Annotated in this window: 13 protein-coding genes; 6 read left to right on the top strand and 7 right to left on the bottom strand. The window is 74.8% G+C overall.

What is annotated here, in order from left to right; genetic code table 11:
- Positions 1 to 18 precede the first annotated feature (18 nt).
- A complete protein-coding gene (locus ACZ3IJ_RS20125) occupies positions 19 to 1,677 on the bottom strand; it encodes a DNA repair helicase XPB (RefSeq protein WP_467469981.1) in 1,659 nt (552 codons plus the stop codon).
- Positions 1,678 to 1,887: 210 nt separating this feature from the next.
- On the bottom strand, positions 1,888 to 4,614 hold the full coding sequence (locus ACZ3IJ_RS20120) for a helicase-associated domain-containing protein (RefSeq protein WP_467469979.1): 2,727 nt from the start codon (positions 4,612 to 4,614) through the stop codon (positions 1,888 to 1,890).
- A gap of 62 nt (positions 4,615 to 4,676) precedes the next feature.
- Here ACZ3IJ_RS20120 and ACZ3IJ_RS20115 point away from each other — a divergent pair, with 62 nt between their 5' ends.
- Together ACZ3IJ_RS20115 and ACZ3IJ_RS20110 are read left to right on the top strand one after the other, a co-directional pair.
- On the top strand, positions 4,677 to 5,594 hold the full coding sequence (locus ACZ3IJ_RS20115; RefSeq protein ID WP_467469977.1) for a hypothetical protein: 918 nt from the start codon (positions 4,677 to 4,679) through the stop codon (positions 5,592 to 5,594).
- Positions 5,595 to 5,853: 259 nt separating this feature from the next.
- Positions 5,854 to 6,492 (top strand): HAD family hydrolase, encoded by a 639-nt coding sequence (locus ACZ3IJ_RS20110; protein ID WP_391800384.1) that lies wholly within the window; start codon positions 5,854 to 5,856, stop codon positions 6,490 to 6,492.
- On the opposite strand, the gene ACZ3IJ_RS20105 is transcribed toward ACZ3IJ_RS20110, so the two are convergent.
- Complete coding sequence (locus ACZ3IJ_RS20105; protein WP_391800385.1) at positions 6,480 to 6,749, bottom strand: hypothetical protein; 270 nt, start codon at positions 6,747 to 6,749, stop codon at positions 6,480 to 6,482. The two genes, ACZ3IJ_RS20110 and ACZ3IJ_RS20105, sit on opposite strands and share 13 nt — an antisense overlap.
- 154 nt (positions 6,750 to 6,903) lie before the next feature.
- On the opposite strand from ACZ3IJ_RS20105, the gene ACZ3IJ_RS20100 reads away from it, so the two are divergent.
- Positions 6,904 to 7,287 (top strand): cold-shock protein, encoded by a 384-nt coding sequence (locus ACZ3IJ_RS20100; protein ID WP_129767066.1) that lies wholly within the window; start codon positions 6,904 to 6,906, stop codon positions 7,285 to 7,287.
- A gap of 31 nt (positions 7,288 to 7,318) precedes the next feature.
- Here the strand turns inward: ACZ3IJ_RS20100 and ACZ3IJ_RS20095 are convergent, their stop codons facing one another.
- The 4 genes from ACZ3IJ_RS20095 to ACZ3IJ_RS20080 form a co-directional block, all read right to left on the bottom strand.
- Entirely contained in the window at positions 7,319 to 8,170 is an 852-nt protein-coding gene (locus ACZ3IJ_RS20095) for a 1,4-dihydroxy-6-naphthoate synthase (protein ID WP_467469974.1), read from the bottom strand.
- Positions 8,167 to 8,844 carry a futalosine hydrolase gene (locus tag ACZ3IJ_RS20090; RefSeq protein WP_467469972.1) on the bottom strand — a complete coding sequence of 226 codons (678 nt, stop codon included), beginning with the start codon at positions 8,842 to 8,844 and terminating at the stop codon, positions 8,167 to 8,169. Before ACZ3IJ_RS20090 ends, ACZ3IJ_RS20095 begins: the two co-directional genes overlap by 4 nt.
- Before the next feature lie 7 nt (positions 8,845 to 8,851).
- A complete protein-coding gene (locus tag ACZ3IJ_RS20085) occupies positions 8,852 to 9,331 on the bottom strand; it encodes a DUF2771 domain-containing protein (RefSeq protein ID WP_391800388.1) in 480 nt (159 codons plus the stop codon).
- A 270-nt stretch (positions 9,332 to 9,601) separates the two neighbouring features.
- On the bottom strand, positions 9,602 to 10,966 hold the full coding sequence (locus ACZ3IJ_RS20080; RefSeq protein WP_467469969.1) for an MFS transporter: 1,365 nt from the start codon (positions 10,964 to 10,966) through the stop codon (positions 9,602 to 9,604).
- A gap of 325 nt (positions 10,967 to 11,291) precedes the next feature.
- Here ACZ3IJ_RS20080 and ACZ3IJ_RS20075 point away from each other — a divergent pair, with 325 nt between their 5' ends.
- The 3 genes from ACZ3IJ_RS20075 to ACZ3IJ_RS20065 all read left to right on the top strand — a co-directional run bounded on the left by ACZ3IJ_RS20075 (position 11,292) and on the right by ACZ3IJ_RS20065 (position 17,064).
- Positions 11,292 to 12,203, top strand: a complete 912-nt coding sequence (locus ACZ3IJ_RS20075) for a DUF3027 domain-containing protein (protein WP_467469967.1) — start codon at positions 11,292 to 11,294, stop codon at positions 12,201 to 12,203.
- A 202-nt stretch (positions 12,204 to 12,405) separates the two neighbouring features.
- Positions 12,406 to 15,561 (top strand): sacsin N-terminal ATP-binding-like domain-containing protein, encoded by a 3,156-nt coding sequence (locus ACZ3IJ_RS20070; RefSeq protein WP_467469965.1) that lies wholly within the window; start codon positions 12,406 to 12,408, stop codon positions 15,559 to 15,561.
- Positions 15,562 to 15,657: 96 nt separating this feature from the next.
- Complete coding sequence (locus ACZ3IJ_RS20065; RefSeq protein ID WP_467469963.1) at positions 15,658 to 17,064, top strand: glycosyltransferase 87 family protein; 1,407 nt, start codon at positions 15,658 to 15,660, stop codon at positions 17,062 to 17,064.
- Positions 17,065 to 17,092: the final 28 nt, after the last annotated feature.

Genomic DNA, 17,092 nt, shown 5'->3' with positions numbered 1-17,092 from the left:
GCCCAGGGGGGTGGCTGGCTAGCCGGCCTGCCCGCCGTCGCCCGCCATCAGTTCGTCCGCGTCCACGATCCGGTAGGCGTAGCCCTGCTCGGCCAGGAACCGCTGGCGGTGCGCCGCGAAGTCCTGGTCGATCGTGTCCCGCGCGACGACCGAGTAGAAGTGGGCCTGGTGCCCGTCCGCCTTGGGCCGCAGCACGCGTCCGAGCCGCTGGGCCTCCTCCTGCCGGGAGCCGAACGTGCCGGACACCTGGATGGCGACCGTCGCCTCGGGCAGGTCGATGGAGAAGTTGGCCACCTTCGAGACGACGAGGACGCTGATCTCCCCGTTCCGGAAGGCGTCGAAGAGCTTCTCGCGCTGCGCGTTGGACGTCTCGCCCTTGATGACCGGCGCGTCCAGGTGCTCGCCGAGCTCGTCCAGCTGGTCGATGTACTGGCCGATGACGAGGATCTGCTGCCCCGCGAACTTCCGCACCAGCGCCTCGGTCACCCTCCGCTTCGTCGCCGTCGTGGCGCAGAAGCGGTACTTCTCCTCCGTCTCGGCGGTCGCGTACGCGAGCCGCTCCGACTCCGTGAGGTTGACCCGGACCTCGACGCAGTCGGCGGGCGCGATGTACCCCTGCGCCTCGATCTCCTTCCACGGCGCGTCGAACCGCTTCGGGCCGATGAGCGAGAAGACGTCCGACTCGCGGCCGTCCTCCCGGACCAGGGTCGCCGTCAGGCCGAGCCGGCGGCGGGCCTGGAGGTCGGCGGTGAACTTGAAGACCGGCGCGGGCAGCAGGTGCACCTCGTCGTAGACGATCAGGCCCCAGTCCCGGGAGTCGAAGAGCTCCAGGTGGGGGTAGATCCCCTTCCGCTTGGTCGTCAGCACCTGGTAGGTGGCGATGGTGACCGGCCGGATCTCCTTCTTCGTACCGGAGTACTCGCCGATCTCGTCCTCGGTGAGCGAGGTCCGCTTCACCAGCTCGTGCTTCCACTGACGGGCCGAGACCGTGTTCGTGACCAGGATCAGCGTCGTGGCCTTGGCCTGGGCCATCGCCCCGGCCCCGACCAGCGTCTTTCCGGCGCCGCAGGGCAGCACGACGACACCGGATCCGCCGTGCCAGAAGCCCTCGACGGCCTGCTTCTGGTACGGGCGCAGGGCCCAGCCGTCCTCGGCGAGCTCGATCGCGTGCGCCTCGCCGTCGACGTAACCGGCGAGGTCCTCGGCCGGCCAGCCGAGCTTCAGGAGCGTCTGCTTGATCTGCCCGCGCTCGGAGGGGTGCACGGCCACCGTGTCGGGGTCGATCCGGGCGCCGACCAGCGGCTGCACCTTCTTCGAGCGGAGGATCTCCTCCAGGACCGGCCGGTCGGTGCTGGTGAGGACGAGCCCGTGGGTGGGGTGCTTGGAGAGCGTGAGGCGCCCGTAGCGGGCCATCGTCTCGGCGACGTCCACGAGGAGCGCGTGCGGCACGGGGTAGCGGGAGAACTCGACGAGCGCGTCGACGACCTGCTCGGCGTCGTGCCCGGCGGCACGCGCGTTCCACAGGCCGAGGGGCGTCACCCGGTACGTGTGGATGTGCTCGGGCGCCCGCTCCAGCTCGGCGAACGGCGCGATGGCCCGCCGGCAGTCGTCGGCGAGCTCGTGGTCGACCTCCAGGAGCAGCGTCTTGTCGCTCTGGACGATGAGTGGTCCGTTCACGTACGTACATCCCTTCCGCACGGCCAAACATCCAGTGTGCCTGAGGTCCGGCCGTTGTCGGCGGGGGCTGCCACACGGAAGGCGGCCGGTTCCACGAGAGGGAGGTGGCGAGCGGTGAGCGTCGCGCATGATCCGCACTACGGGCCCGCCGTTCGCGGTGGAGGTCGATCCGGCCGCCCTCGTCAGTCCGCGGGGCAAGGCCGACACCCCCTAGACCTGGTCGTCGGCCAGTTCCGCGACGCCCGTGATGCGGTGGAGGGGGTACGTGCGGACCTCGTCCGCCGTGTGGTCGTAGCCCGTCACGAAGCCGCCCTCCACCCGTACCGGGGCGATGACGCGCTGGCTGGCCGCGCCCTCCGCGTTGACGTAACCGATCCAGACGGCGGAGCCGGTCATGGCGGCGGCCTGGACCGTGGCCAGGGTCTCGGCGGGGGAGGTGCGGGGCAGCTCGCCGGCGGCCCGCGCCGGGGCCTGAGAGGTCTCGGGGCGTTCCTTGCGGACGGCCGTCGCCGCCGCGTCCCCGGCCCGGATCGCGCGGACCGCCGCGCCGAGCAGGGTCCTGTCCGGGGCGGGCGGGCCGTCGGGGACGGGGGCGGGCGCGGTGCGGGCGCCGGTGCGGTAGGTGTCGGCGCGGGTGATCAGGACGTCGCCCGCCGCGGACTCGGCGGCCGGGGCGTACCCCATCGACCGCAGCCCGTCGAGCAGCGCCGCCGGGTCGGTCTGGGCGGCGAGGACGGTCGGCGCGAGGCGGCGCAGCCGCAGCGACGCGGAGCGCTTGTCGGCCAGGATCTCGCCGAGCAGCGCGTCGTCGTCGCAGCGCACGTAGGCGGAGGCGGCGCCGATCCGGAGGTGGCCGTGTTTCCGGGCCACGTCGTCGATGAGGTACGAGAGCGGCTGCGGGACCGGCGTACGGGAGTGGGCCGTCAGGAAGTCCTGGAGGTCGGACGCGCTGCGTCCGGCGTCGAGCGCGCGACGGACCGAGCCGGGCGTGAACCGGTAGACGGTCGCACCGCCCTTCGACTCGACGTCCGCGAGGACGGAGAGCATGTCGGCGAGCGGGCGGCGGAGCGGTCCCGGCGCGACGGCGGTGAGGTCGGCCTGGAGGAGCACGTGGTCGACGGTCTCGGGGAGCAGCGGGCCGAGCAGGGTCGCGGCGCGGGAGGCGGCGACCGACAGCTCGACGCCGTGCTCGGCGACGGGTTCGGCGACCGCCTCGGCGAGCGGCAGGTTGAGCAGCGCCCTGGTGGGTGAGGCGAGGGCGCCGCGTCCGGTGATCCCGAGCAGCTCGGCCTCGGCGAGGGTCCACAGGGCGAGCCGGGAACGGAGGTCGGCGGGCCCGTGGGCGACGCCGACGCCCGGGCCTACGGCGGAGCCGGGACCGGTGCCGAAGCCGCTGCCGGGCCCGGTGCCGGAGCCCGCGCCGTACGCCCCGCCGACCGCGGCACCCGCCGTACCCGCACCGCCCCGGCCGCCCGGGGCCGTGCCCGTACCCGATCCGGCGCCGGAGCCCGCGTCCGGCGCGCCCGGGGTGCCCGCCGTCGTGCCCCGCAGCGGACGCTCCCAGCGCAGCCGGGTGAGTAGCGTCTCCGGGTCCGCCGCGGCACCCGGCGGCAGCGTCGCCTGCAGGGTGAGCACCCGGCGCCGCACCTCCGGCGCCGCGCCCCGGTCGAGGTCGGGGCCCAGCGCGGAGAGCGCGCGGCCCTTCGCGTCCTGGCCGCCGACGAGCCCCGGGGTCCGCGTCCCCATCAGCCAGGACGTGGCGAGCCGCGCCCAGCGCTCGGCGGGCGGCAGATCGAGCCAGTCGTCGTACGCGGGCGTCGGCGCGTACCGCTCGTCCGCCTCCCCGTCCGAGGCGAGCAGTCCGGCCCCGTACGCGAGCTCCAGCCAGAACGCCGCGACCTGCTCCGTCACGTCGAGCGCCGCGGCGGTGCGTCTGAGGTCCCGGACGGCCATCCCGCCCGCGCGCAGGACGGCGGGCCCGCCCTGGTCCCAGCCCTTGAGCAGCTCCTCGACCGTCGCGAGCGCGGTGTACGCCTGGCCGGCCGCAGCGTTGTCCACAACCTGGGGACGGTACTCGCGCAGGACGGCGAGCACGGGCGCGTGCGGCTCGGGCGAGCGGTGCGCCCGGCCGCCGCGCAGGTGCAGCGCGGCCTCCCGGGGCAGGACGACCGTACGGGGCGAGGCGGGCAGCAGCAGGCCCCGGTCGCGCAGCCAGCGGACCGGCGGCGCCGGGTTCGCCGTGACCTCCCCGTACGGAGGCCCCCACACCAGCCGGTCGAGCACCGCCAGCGCGTCCGGGGGAGCCGTGTCGAGCAGCGCGCCCATCCGGTCCCGGTCCGTGAAGAGCTCCGTCAGCGCCGCCACCGCCGAGACGGGATCGTGCGTCGCGGGCAGCCCGGCGGCCGCGAGGATCTCCTGGATCCGGCCGGGCGACATGCCCGCCGTCGCCTCGGAGACGGTCGGCCCGAGGCCGGTCGGGGACGGGTGCTGCGGGGACGGCGCGAGCAGCTCGCGCGCGGTCCGTACGAGCCGCAGCCGCTCGTCCTCGCCCCAGACCAGGGCCTGCTCGCGCAGCACCTCCACGGCGCGGGGCAGCGCCGACTCGATGTCCGGGTCGCCGTCGTCGCCGGTGAGGAGGGCGAGGAGGACGGGGTACGGGGCGGGGTCCGGGGCCACGGCCAGCGCCTCGGCGGTCTGGAGCGTGAACCGGTCGAGCCGTTCGAGCGCGCGGACCACGGAACCGCGGGTGCCGGCCCGGGTGGCGAGCTGGGTCAGGTCGTTCGGCACGGGCGAGAGCAGATCGGGGCGGGCGCGCAGCAGCGCGGCGAGCCCTTCGTCGCCCCGCGCGCGCAGCGCCTCCGCGAGCGTGCGCGGCGCGGCGGCACCGCCGGTTCCTGCGGGCACGTGCGCCTCCCGGTCGAGCTCACCGATCCCCATCCGCCCCACGTTAGCCCCTGCGCGGGCGCTAACGTCGGGGCGTACCGGCCGTGGAGGGGACTGTGGGCATCGAGAGCGACCAGTTGGTCTTCGACTACCTGAGCCGGGTGGGCGATCTGGCGCAGCGGCGGCAGCTGCCGTCGGGGGAGCGGATGCGGCTCGTGTCGTCGCTCCGGGGCGAGATCGACCGCCGGCGCGCCACGTACGGCCGGGAGAGTCCGGCGGCCGTCCGCACCCTCCTCGACGAGCTGGGCTCCCCGGACGAGGTGGTGGACCGCGCGGCAGGTGGCGGGCGGGAGGACCCGGAGGCGAGGACCGTGCCGGAGCCGCGGACCGGGACCGGGCCGACGCCTCCCCACCTGGCGGGGACGGACGAGGTCGGCGCGGCGGACACGGAGCCGGACTGGTGGCGGCTGGACGGCGAGCCCGAGGAGTCGCTGCCCGGGGACGGCCTGGTGCCGGGGTTCCGGGGCGGGGTGGAGATCCCGGAGATCCTGAAGCCCCCGCCGGGCGAGACGGAGGACGACGAGGAGGGCGCCGCGTCCCAGACGGGGGCGGTGGCGCGGGCGCCGCTCTGGCGTCGGGTCCTGCGCGGACGCCGGCCCGTGACGGAGGAGGAGGGGGGCGGTGGCGGCTTCCGGCTGGGCGCCCCGGTCCTCGTGCTGGCCGCGCTCCTTCTGCTCGGAGGCGTGGTCCTCGGCAACCTCCTGGCGCTGGCCCTGGGCTGGCTCCTGGCGTACGCCTCGCGCCGCCTGTCCCGTACGGAGACGAGGGTGGCGGTCGTCTTCCTCCCGGTCCTGGCGGCCACGGCGGGCGCGGTCTGGCTGTGGGGCCGCGTGCAGGGCCGCTGGGGGGAGCCGGTCGCGAAGGGCGGAGAGGCGATGGGTGCGGCGCTCTCGGAGACCTGGCCGTGGACCGTGAAGGCCGCGGCGCTGGCCTCCGCGGCCTTCCTCCTCTGGCGCGCCCGCCGGGCCCGCTAGCCCCCGCGCCCGCGCCCGAGTCCGGCTGGGCGACAAGGCGGTCGCCCTTGGTCATGAACAGGTTGATCAGCGAGCGCAGCGCGATCGCGAAGCCGATCCCGATCCCGATGAGCACGGGGCGCGTCGCGTGCAGCCCGCCGCGCCACGCACGCAGATGCGGGTGCTGCGGAACAGGGCGACTGCCTCGGTGAGCCGTGGCTCAGTGGAGCCGGCCGGTGGCACAGTCCAAGCAGCGGCCGTATTCGAACACCCGGGCACAATGTCACCCATGACTCTCCCGCGACTCCCGCTGACCGTCGGCTTCGACCTGGACATGACGCTGATCGACTCCCGCCCGGGCATCAAGGCCACCTACGAGGCCTTCTCCGCGCAGGTGGGCGTCCCGATCGACGCCGATCTGGCGGTCTCGCGGCTCGGGCCGCCGCTGGAGCACGAGCTGGCCCACTGGTTCCCGGAGGCGGAGATCGTGGAGCGGGTCGCCCAGTACCGCGCGCTCTACCCGACGTACGCGATCGAGCCGTCGCTCGCGCTGCCGGGCGCCGGGGATGCGATTCAAGCCGTTCGCGAGGCGGGCGGCCGGGCCATCGTCGTCACCGCGAAGAACGAGCCCCACGCCAAGCTGCACCTCTCCCACCTGGGCATCGACCCCGACGCCGTCATCGGCGGACTGTGGGCCGAGGGCAAGGCGGAGGCGCTGCGCGAGTACGGCGCGGGCGTGTACGTCGGCGACCACACCGGCGACGTGCGCGGCGCAGCGCACGCGGGCGCCCTGTCGGTGGCCGTGGCGACCGGACCGTGCGACGAGGCCGAGCTGCGCGCGGCCGGCGCGGACGTCGTGCTGCCCGACCTGACCGCGTTCCGTACCTGGTTGGAGGGGTACCAGGCCTACCGGCCCTGAACCGCGGCCGCCCTCGCCTGGCGCCGCTGCGCGCCGATCGAGCGCAGCACGCCGGCACCCGCGACGAGGAAACCGACGCCCATCAGCATGCACACGGCGTACGCGATCGGCGGGAACGGGTCGGTGCCCAGGAACAGCGGCGCGACCGTGACCAGCGTCGCCACCGCGCCGATGATGAAGACAATCGCACCGGCGCGGACGAGGCCGTCACCCGGAGCGCTCTCGTCCGACGGGGCCGAAGGGGTTTCACTACGCATTCGGCCAGGGTAGTTCCCAGGCCGAAGGAACAGACCGGCGACGTCTTGTCACCGGCCCGAAGCCCATTAGCCTTGGTGCCTCGGCGACCCGCCAATCGGTCTCCAGAGCCGGATTCCCGGCGCATTCCCATCGAGTACGAGGACGAGGACAGACGTGCCTACCGGCAAGGTCAAGTGGTTCAACAGCGAGAAGGGCTTCGGCTTTCTCTCCCGCGACGACGGCGGCGACGTCTTCGTCCACTCGTCGGTGCTCCCTGCCGGAGTCGACGCCCTCAAGCCGGGGCAGCGTGTGGAGTTCGGGGTGGTCGCGGGTCAGCGCGGTGACCAGGCGCTCTCCGTGACGGTCCTCGACCCGACCCCGTCCGTCGCCGCGGCGCAGCGCCGTAAGCCCGACGAACTGGCGTCCATCGTGCAGGATCTGACGACGCTCCTGGAGAACATCACGCCCATGCTGGAGCGCGGCCGTTACCCCGACAAGGCGCAGGGCGGCAAGATCGCGGGCCTGCTGCGGGCGGTCGCGGACCAGCTCGACGTGTGAGCCCGCCCGGGCCATGCCCCCGGGGCGTCGCCTAGGGGAACGACAGCGCGTCCGGGCCGAGGGGCGGCACCAGCCCCTCGGCCGCGGCGCGGGTGAGCAGCCCGCGCACGGCCGCGTAGCCGGCCTCGCCGAGGTCGGCCGTGAACTCGTTGACGTAGAGACCGATGTGCTGATCGGCCACCTTGGGGTCCATCTCCTGCGCGTGCTCGAGTACGTACGGGCGTGAGACCGCCGGGTCGTCCCAGGCCATCCGTACCGACGTACGGGCCGCCTCCGCGAGGCTCCGCAGCACGTCCGGGCCGAGCGAGCGGCGGGCGACGATCGCGCCGAGCGGGATCGGCAGGCCCGTGGTGTCCTCCCAGTGGGCGCCCATGTCGGCCAGCGCGTGCAGGCCGTAGTTCTGGTAGGTGAACCGGGCCTCGTGGATGACGAGCCCCGCGTCGACCTTCCCGTCGCGCACCGCGGGCATGATCTCGTGGAACGGCATCACGACGACGTTCCCCACCCCTCCCGGGACGACGTCCGCCGCCCAGAGCCGGAAGAGCAGGTACGCCGTCGAACGCTCGCTCGGCACCGCGACCGTCTTCCCGGTGAGGTCCACCCCCGGCTCCCGGGTCAGCACCAGGGGGCCGCAGCCGCGCCCCAGCGCGCCGCCGCAGGGCAGCAGGGCGTACTCGTCGAGGATCCAGGGCAGCACGGCGTACGAGACCTTCAGGACGTCGTACGCGGGGTCGGCGGCCTCGGCCCAGCCGTTGGTGAGGTCGATGTCGGCGAACGTCACGTCCAGGCGCGGGGCGCCGGGGACGCGGCCGTGGGCCCAGGCGTCGAAGACGAAGGTGTCGTTCGGGCACGGCGAGTACGCGATCTTGAGCTTGGGCGTCATGGGGCGGGCTCCGCGAAGACGGTGGGCTTGAGCAGCTGGAACGTGTGCCGCAGCGATTCCAGGGCCTCGCCGATGCGCCAGGCGGCGCGGTCGCGCGGGCCGACGGCGTTGGAGACGGCGCGGATCTCGACCACGGGCACGCCGTGGGCGGCGGCGGCCTCGGCCACGCCGAAGCCCTCCATCGCCTCGGCGGCGGCGCCGGGGTGACGGGCCGCCAGCTCGGCGGCGCGCTCGGCGGTGCCGGTGACGGTGGAGACGGTGAGCACCGGCGCGACGGTGTGGCGCCGCTCGCCGCGGGCGAGGGCGTCGGAGATCCGCCGGACCAGCTCGGGCGCCACGGGGTGCGTGGACCGCCCGAACCCGAGCTCCTCGACGGTGAGGTAGCCGTCGGGCGTCTGCGCGCCGAGGTCGGCCGAGACGATCGTGTCGGACACGACGACGGAGCCGAGGGGCGCGAGGGGCTGGAACCCGCCGGCGATCCCGGCGGAGACGACGAGGTCGTAGGGGGTGACGGCCCGTGCGAGCGCGGTGGCGGTGGCCGCGGCGGCGGCCGCGGGCCCGACACCGCCGACGAGCACGTCGGCGTCGGAGTGCGGTCCGTCGTGGCGAAGGCCGCGGGCGACGGAGTCCGCCTCCGCCTCCACGGCCGTCACGATCAGGATCCGGACCGTCACCGGAGGATCAGGATTCCTTCTTCAGCAGGAAGTGCCAGACGCCGGTCAGCTTCTTGCCGTCGTTCTCGACGATGGTGACCTGGGTCTCGTTGGTCGCCTCGCCGGTCTGGGAGGAGAAGAACGCGCTGGCCGGGATGGTCCGGTACGTCTTGTGGTACGGCTCCGGCTCGGCGTTCTGCCCGCCGAGGAAGATGGTCCAGCCGTTCTCGGCGATCGACGGGTCGACGCCGAAGCGGATCTTGTCGTCCGCGGCGACCGTGATGGACTTCTCGGCCTTCTTGTTGAGGCACTGCTGGATCTGCGACTCCTTGATGGCGTCGCCGTCGTTGTAGCAGGCGGCCTCGGAGTGCACCGAGTCGGTCCCGACCGTCAGGGTCGCGAGCGGAGTCGGCTTGTCGCAGGCGGAGAGTACGAGGAGGCCGGCGGAGACGGCCCCGAGGGCGACGGCGGCCCGGCGGCGCGAGCCGGTGAAGAACGCAACGGTCATGGCCCGAAGGCTATCGGGCGTGTCGAACTCCGCCACGCGGGGGTGCGGCGCGCCGCGTTTTCCCCCCGGTGTGGCGGCGCGGAAGCGGCAACGGTCCGGCGTGCCGCGCATCCCAGGGCCGCCCGGAGGCCGGCCGGACACGGGCCCGGAAGGTGCCCCCCCCGCCGATGGGCGGCCCGAGGACCGGCGGGCACCACGGAAACCCGGAGGGCGCCGCGGAACCCCGGCCGGCGGCCCCGGGGCGCGGGCCGTCGCCCCGGGGCCGGGCCGTCACTCGGGGTGCTGGGACGGCAGGGGTTTGCGGGCGGCCGTCAGGAGGCCGCGGACCGAGAGGAGCGCGCCCAGGCCCAGGAAGCCGGCCGCCACCGACATGCCGACCGGGCCGCTCAGCGGCAGCGAGATGCCGATCGCGCCGCCCACCACCCACGCCATCTGGAGCAGGGTCTCCGAACGGGCGAACGCGGACGTGCGCACCACCTCCGGCACGTCCCGCTGGATCAGCGCGTCGAGCGACAGCTTCGACAGCGCCTGCGTCAGACCCGCCACCGCGCCCAGCACGGCCACCATCGCCCCGCTGAAGAACGCCGCCGCGAGGACCGCCACACCGCACACCGTCGTGATCATCACGGCGATGATCACCTCCGGCGCGTGGCCGCGCTCCTTCAGGAGCGAGCCGACGCCCGTCCCGCACGCGTTCCCCACGCCCGCCGCCACCGCCACCATCGCGAGCGAGACCGCCGCGCTCTGCCCCGACAGCGGATGCTCGCGCAGCAGGAACGCCAGGTAGAAGATCAGGAACCCGGACAGCATCCGCTGCGCCGCGTTCGCCTGCAGCCCGTGCAGCACCGAGGGCCCCACCGTCCGCAGGCTCGGTTTCTTCTCGCCGTGCGTGAGCAGGTGCGCCCGCCGTTCGCCCTTCGCCGAGTCGACCTTGTGCGGCATGCGGAACGCCCAGTACGCGCCCAGCAGGAACAGCGCGCACGCCCCGTACAGCGGATACTGCGGCCCGATCTGCTGGAGCCCGGCGCCGATCGGCGCCGCGATCCCGGTCGCCAGGAGACCCGCGAGGGTGACCCGTGAGTTCGCCTTGACCAGCGAGAATCCGTGCGGCAGCAGCCGCGGCACGACGGCGCTGCGCACCACGCCGTACGCCTTCGACGCGACGAGCACGCCGAGCGCCGCCGGATAGAGCTGGATGCCGCCGGTCGCCACCGCTCCGGACATGGTGATCGCGAGGACCGCGCGGGTCAGCATCGCCCCGGCCATCGCCGCGCGCCGCCCGTGCGGCAGGCGGTCGAGGAGCGGGCCGATCACCGGGGCCAGCAGGGTGAACGGGAGCATGGTGATCGCCAGGTAGAGCGCGACCCGGCCGCGAGCCTCGTCCGTGGGCACCGAGAAGAAGACCGTGGACGCGAGCGCGACCGTGATCATGACGTCTCCGGCGCCGTTCACGGCGTGGAGTTCGATCAGCTTGCCGAGGCCCGACTCGCCCGCGCCATGGGCGTGCGTCGCCCTGCGGATGCCCTTGGCCGTGCCCGTGACCGGCCAGTGCAGGGCGCGCCCGACCTTCCGGCCCGCTCGGCTGAGCGGCCCGGCATGATCGTCGGATCGTGCGGACGACCGTGCGGCTGCCACTCCGTCATAGTGCCCCACGGTCAGGACTTGTGAACCGTGCCACGGCGGGAGGCGGTCCACGATCCGGGCCACTTGGGGCGGGCAGGTGGGCGGCGGGCGGCGGAGGGGGTAGCGTGCGTAGCGCGCCACCGGCGGAAGATCTCGGCCGCGCGCCTCTTCGGCATCCCGCAGAATGGATGACGATAGGTGTGCCCGAGAGACGCGAGACATGTCGGGCGCGGACGTCGATGCGGCCCCCTGGTCCGCTCCGCCCGCCGCCCGGGGCTTTCGCTCCCGCTCCTCGGCCGGCGCACCCGTGAGACGGCGTAGGAGAGAAGCGAGACCTGTGAGTGCTGCGACGACGCGAAGCCGTACCCCGCGTACCCCCGACCGCCTGTGCGCCGAGGCGGTAGACCTGGCGCGGACGGCCGCCGAGGAGGCTGCCGCACCCGGCATCGTCGGGGCCCATGTGGAGGCCGTCGCCGAGGGCGACCGGGTCGTCACGCACTTCTTCGAGTGCAAGGAGCCGGGCTACCGCGGCTGGCGCTGGGCCGTGACGGTCACCCGCGCCTCCCGGGCCAAGAACGTCACCCTTGACGAAACCGTCCTGCTGCCCGGCTCGGACGCCCTGATGGCCCCCGAGTGGGTGCCGTGGAGCGAGCGGCTGCGGCCGGGCGACATGGGCCCGGGAGACCTGCTGCCGACGGAGCAGGACGACCTCAGGCTGGAGCCGGGGTACACGGGCGAGGACACGCCGCCGCCGAACTCCGCGGTCTCGGAGGAGATGGCGGACCACCTCGACGCGGAGGACGCCGAGATCGTCTCCCGTACGCCGTCCCGGGGCGCGATCGCCGCCGTGGCGGAGGAGCTCGGCATGCGCCGGGCGCGGGTGCTGTCGCGGTACGGGCTGCACGTGGCGGCGGACCGCTGGGACGAGTCGTTCGGGGCGAAGACCCCGATGGCGCAGGCGGCGCCCGCCTCCTGCGAGTCCTGCGCGTTCCTGGTGCCGCTGGCGGGCTCGCTGAAGCAGGCGTTCGGCGTCTGCGCGAACGAGTTCTCGCCGGCCGACGGGCGGGTCGTCTCGCTCGCGTACGGCTGCGGCGGGCATTCGGAGGCGGCGGTCATGCCGAAGCCGCCGCGTCCGGCGCCGCCGGTGCTGGACTCGATGGGCGCGGACGCGTTCCCGCTCCGTCCGGCGAAGGACTCGGGTTCGACGACGGAGCCGGACGGCACCTCGGAAGACCTGGGCCACTCGTAACCCGTACGGCACCTCGGAAGACCTGGGCCACTCGTCACGCGCACGGCACCCCGGAAGACCTGGGCCACTCGTCACGCGCACGGCACCCCGGGCCCGGGGTGCCGGGACGAGCCGGCGGGACGGCCGTGTACACGGGGGAGCGGCGCGCTCGGCCGTCCCTGCGCGCGGTACCTTCGGGCACCGGTACACACCCGCCCGCAGAGTGGAGTCAGACGTGAGCGTCAGCGTCAGGACGTCGACCGACGGAGCCGACCCCTTCGGCACCGCCCGGCTGCGGAGAGGCGTGCTCGATGCCTGGGGCGCCGGGCCCGCCCGGTTCCGCGAGGACGCCAACGCCGAGGAGGACCTCGCCCTCGGCGGCTACCGCGACCGCCTCGTCGTCGAACTCGCCCAGAACGCCGCCGACGCCGCCCACCGCGCCGGCGTCACCGGGCGGCTCCGGCTCACCCTGCACCCCGCAGGGCCCGACGCCCCCGCGCTCCTCGCCGCGGCCAACACGGGCGCCCCGCTCGACGCGACCGGCGTCGAGTCGCTCTCCACCCTCCGCGCCTCCGCCAAGCGCGAGCACGACCGCGGAGCCGTCGGCCGGTTCGGCGTCGGGTTCGCCGCCGTCCTCGCCGTCTCCGACGAGCCCGCCGTCCTCGGCCGCCACGGCGGCGTCCGCTGGTCGCTCGCCGAGGCCCGTGAACTGGCCGCCGGGGCCGCCCGGCACAGCCCCGGCCTCGGGGACGAGCTGCGCCGCCGGGACGGCCACGTACCTCTCCTGCGCCTCCCGCTGCCCGCCGAGGGCACGGCGCCCGACGGCTACGACACCGTCGTCGTCCTTCCGCTGCGGGACTCCGCCGCCGTCGACCTCGCCGAGCGGCTCCTCGCCTCCGTCGACGACGCCCTGCTGCTCACGCTGCCCGGCCTCGCCGAGGTCGTCGTCGAGACCGCGGAGGGCGTACGGGTCCTCACCCGCGCCGAGCACGAGTCGTACGTCCACATCGAGGACTCCGCCACCCGCGAGACCCACCGCTGGCGGACCGTCGCCCACGGTGGCCCCCTCGACGCCGCACTCCTCAAGGACCGGCCTGTCGAGGAGCGGCTGCGCCCGTTCTGGTCGGTGACCTGGGCCGTGCCCGTGGACGCCCAGGGCGCCCCGCTGCACCCCCGTACCGCCCCCGTCGTCCACGCCCCCACCCCCACCGACGAGCCGCTCGGCGTGCCCGCCCTGCTGATCGCCTCCCTCCCGCTGGACACCGCCCGCCGCCACCCCGCCCCCGGGCCGCTCACCGACTTCCTCGTCGAGCGCGCGGCCGACGCGTACGCCGAACTCCTCGCAGACTGGGAGCCGGTGACGTCCGCGACGATCGACCTGGTGCCCGGACCGCTCGGCAAGGGCGCCCTGGACGGCGCGGTCCGCGCGGCGATCCTCCAGCGGCTGCCGCGCGTCGCGTTCCTGGCGCCCGAGGCGCCCTCGGAGGAGGTGCCCGCGCTGCGGCCGGTGGAGGCCGAGGTCGTGGAGGGCGCGGGCCGCGACACCGTCGCCGTCCTGGCGGAGGTCTTCCCGACCCTGCTGCCCGCCGGGCTCGAACGACGGGCGGAGCTGCGCACGCTCGGCATCGGTCGGGTCCCGCTGACCGAGGCGATCGACCGTCTCGCCGGCGTCGACCGCCCGCCGTCGTGGTGGTGGCGGCTGTACGACTCCCTCGCGGGCGTGGACCCGGACCGGCTGACCGGCCTCCCGGTGCCGCTGGCCGCCCCGGCCGACGCGCCCGAGGACGCCAGGATCCGCACCACCATCGGCCCCCGGCACGTGCTCCTTCCCCAGGACGGCACCCCCGCCGACCTGACCCGGCTCGGCCTCAAGGTCGCCCACCCGGACGCCGCCCACCCGATCCTGGAGAAGCTGGGCGCGCTCCCGGCCACGCCCCGCGCGGTCCTGACGACTCCCCAGGTCAGGGCGGCGGTCGCCGCCTCCCTCGACGCGGGCGAGATCTGGGACGAGGACGCCGACACCCTGGACGCCGACGAGCTGGCCGAGACGGTCCTCGCGCTGGTCCGGGACGCGGAGCTGGAGCCGGGCGACGAGCCCTGGCTCGGCGCGCTCGCCCTCCCGGACGAGGACGGGGAGCTCGCGCCCGCCGGTGAACTGGTCCTGCCCGGCAGCGCCTTCGCCGCCGTGATGCGCGAGGACGAACTCGCCCTCTGCGACGCCGAACTGGCCGACCGCTGGGGCGAGCAGCCGCTCGCCGCCTGCGGGGTGCTCGCCGGCTTCGCCCTCGTCCGGGCCACCGACCTCGTCCTCGACCCCGACGAACTGGAGCCCCGCGAGGGCGACTTCGCCGAGACCGACGACGCCGGACTGCTCGACGCCGTCGACGTCTGGTGCGAGGACGTCCTCGACCGGCTGCCGGAGGCTCCCGTGCCGCCGGTCGCGACCGAGATCGTCGCCGTACGGGACCTGGACCTGGTCGACGACGACGCCTGGCCGCAGGCGCTCGCCCTGCTCGCGCGGCCGCCGCTGCGGGACGCGCTCACCCAGCCCGTACGGGTCCTGATGCCGGACGGCACCACCGAGACCGTACGGTCGTACACGGCCTGGTGGCTGCGCGACCACCCCGTCCTCGACGGCCGGCGACCGGCGGGCCTGCGGGCCGCGGGCACGGACCCCCTCCTCATCGGCCTGTACGACTCCGCCGACGCGACCGGCTTCGAGGACGAGCAGGTCCTGCGGGCGCTCGGCGTGCGGACCTCCGTCCCCGCGCTCCTCGACGAGCCGGGCGGCGCGGCCGAGCTGCTCGGCCGGCTCGCCGACCCGGACCGTACGGTCTCCGGCGCCCAACTGCACGCCCTGTACACGGCGCTGGCCGACCTGGACCCCGAGCAGGTCACCCTCCCGGACGACCTGCGCGCGGTCGTGGACGGCGAACTCGTGGTCGTCGACGCCTCCGAGGCCCTGGTCGCGGACGCCCCCGACCTCCTTCCGCTCGCGGGCGGGCTTCCGCTGCTGCCGGTGGCCCCGGCGCGGGCGGCCGACCTGGCGGAGCTGTTCCAGGTGCGGCGGCTGAGCGAGTCCGTCGAGGCCGAGGTGACCACGGTGGGCGAGGAGCACGACGTCCCGCCCTCGGTCCACGCGCTCCTCGGTCCGGCCACCCCGGAGTCGTACGTCGAGCACGAGGAGCTCCGCGCCGCGGGCGTCGAACTGGACTGGCGTCAGACCCCGGACGGCACGATCCACGCCGCGACCCTGGAGGGCGTCGCGGCCGGCCTCGCCTGGGCGGCGGGCCAGTGGCCGCGTCGCTTCGAGGTCGCGGCGCTCCTGGAGGACCCCTCGCGTACGGCGGAACTGGCCCGCGACAGGTGGTTCGACTGACTGGCCCTGTGAGCGCCCGCCCGACGGGGGGACGTCGGCGGGCGCGGGCGGTGCGTTCACGGGAGGCGGGGACGTACCGGCCTACATTCCCGAGCCATGACGCAGCAGAAGGCCGGCCTGCTGGGCGGCGCCTCTCCCGAGGAGCACCCGCACGGGGCCACCGCCGACCGGGCCACCTCTGACCCTGGGCCCGCTGAGCCCGCTGAGCCCGCTGAGCCCGCCGAGCCCGCCGAGCCCGCCGAACCCGACCGCACCCCCGCCGGCCCGGACGCCCCCCGCCCTGCCCGGGCGGCCGGGCTCAGGGAGGTGTGGGCGGCCTCCTGGTCCACCCGGACGTCGCTCGCGGCGATCTGGACGGCCTGGGTCCTGACCCGGATCGTCATGGTCCACCTGCTGGTCCAGGACGACATCGGCGTCAGCAACGTCTCGGCCGAGGTGGAGTACCTCTACCCGCTGTGGTCGGAGCGGCTGACCGACGGTTCCTACCCGGTCGGAGACGTCACCTGGCAGTACCCGCCGGGCGCCGGGCTGCTGTTCCTCTTCCCGTCGCTGCTGCCCTTCCTCGACTACTTCGCGGCGTTCCTCGTGCTCACGCTCGCCGCCGACGCCGTGGTCACGCTGGCCCTGGCCCGCCCGGGCCGCCGGCTCGCGGGCGCCTGGCTGTGGACCGCCGGACTCGCCCTGCTCCTGAACCTCCCGCACGGGCGGTTCGACATCCAGGTGACGGCTCTCGCCGTCCTCGCGCTGCTCGCCGGGCGCCGCCATCCGCGCCTCGGCGGGGCGTTCGCCGCGCTCGGCGCCCTGGTCAAGGTGTGGCCACTGCTCACCCTGGTGGGCACCGAGCGTGGCCGGACCAGCCGGGAGGCGTGGCGGTCCGCGGCCCTGACCGCCGTGGCACTGCTGGCCTTCCTGGCCCTCGCCTTCCGGCACAGTTTCGACTTCCTCCTGCAACAGGGCGCCCGTGGCGTGCAGATCGAGTCGATGGGCGGCACGGCGCTGTCCCTGATGCGGGCCTCGGGGATGCCGATCGGGATCGAGGTCCGCTACGGCGCCATCGAGTTCGTCGGCGCGCACGTGGCGACCGTGACGCAGCTCTCGCTGATGGCGACGGCAGCCGCCTTCGGCTGGCTGATGCTCTGGCGGGGCCGGGCCTCGCGGTGGACCGGGGCGACACCGTTCGACGCGGCGCTCACCGCGGTCCTGCTGTTCACGGTCACCAGCCGGGTGATCAGTCCGCAGTACATGGTCTGGCTCCTGGGCCTGGCGGCGGTCTGCCTCACCTCCCGGCACACCACCCAGCGCCCGGTTGCCTGGCTGCTGCTCGCCGCGACCGCGGTGACGGCGCTCGTCTTCCCGACGTACTACCAGGAGGTCATGCTGGGCACGACCCTGGGCAACACCCTGATGGTCGTCCGCAACAGCCTGCTGCTCGCGGCGACCCTGGTCTCCTGCCACCACCTGTGGAGGGCGACGGCCGGCAAGCAGGACACCCTCGAGGCGTGAGGCCCTCCGCGCGCCGGGGCCCTCAAGG

The organism is Streptomyces sp. NPDC013317 (assembly GCF_055563155.1).
Note: the sequence above shows the minus strand (reverse complement) of the source record. Positions and strands in the feature narration are given on the sequence as shown.

Excerpts from the sequence above, each read along its gene's own strand:
- ACZ3IJ_RS20065 (WP_467469963.1), top strand. The coding sequence starts at position 15,658 with ATGACGCAGCAGAAGGCCGGCCTGCTGGGCGGCGCCTCTCCCGAGGAG.
- ACZ3IJ_RS20120 (WP_467469979.1), bottom strand. The coding sequence starts at position 4,614 with ATGGGGATCGGTGAGCTCGACCGGGAGGCGCACGTGCCCGCAGGAACC.
- ACZ3IJ_RS20095 (WP_467469974.1), bottom strand. The coding sequence starts at position 8,170 with ATGACGCCCAAGCTCAAGATCGCGTACTCGCCGTGCCCGAACGACACC.
- ACZ3IJ_RS20110 (WP_391800384.1), top strand. The coding sequence starts at position 5,854 with ATGTCACCCATGACTCTCCCGCGACTCCCGCTGACCGTCGGCTTCGAC.
- ACZ3IJ_RS20105 (WP_391800385.1), bottom strand. The coding sequence starts at position 6,749 with ATGCGTAGTGAAACCCCTTCGGCCCCGTCGGACGAGAGCGCTCCGGGT.
- ACZ3IJ_RS20085 (WP_391800388.1), bottom strand. The coding sequence starts at position 9,331 with ATGACCGTTGCGTTCTTCACCGGCTCGCGCCGCCGGGCCGCCGTCGCC.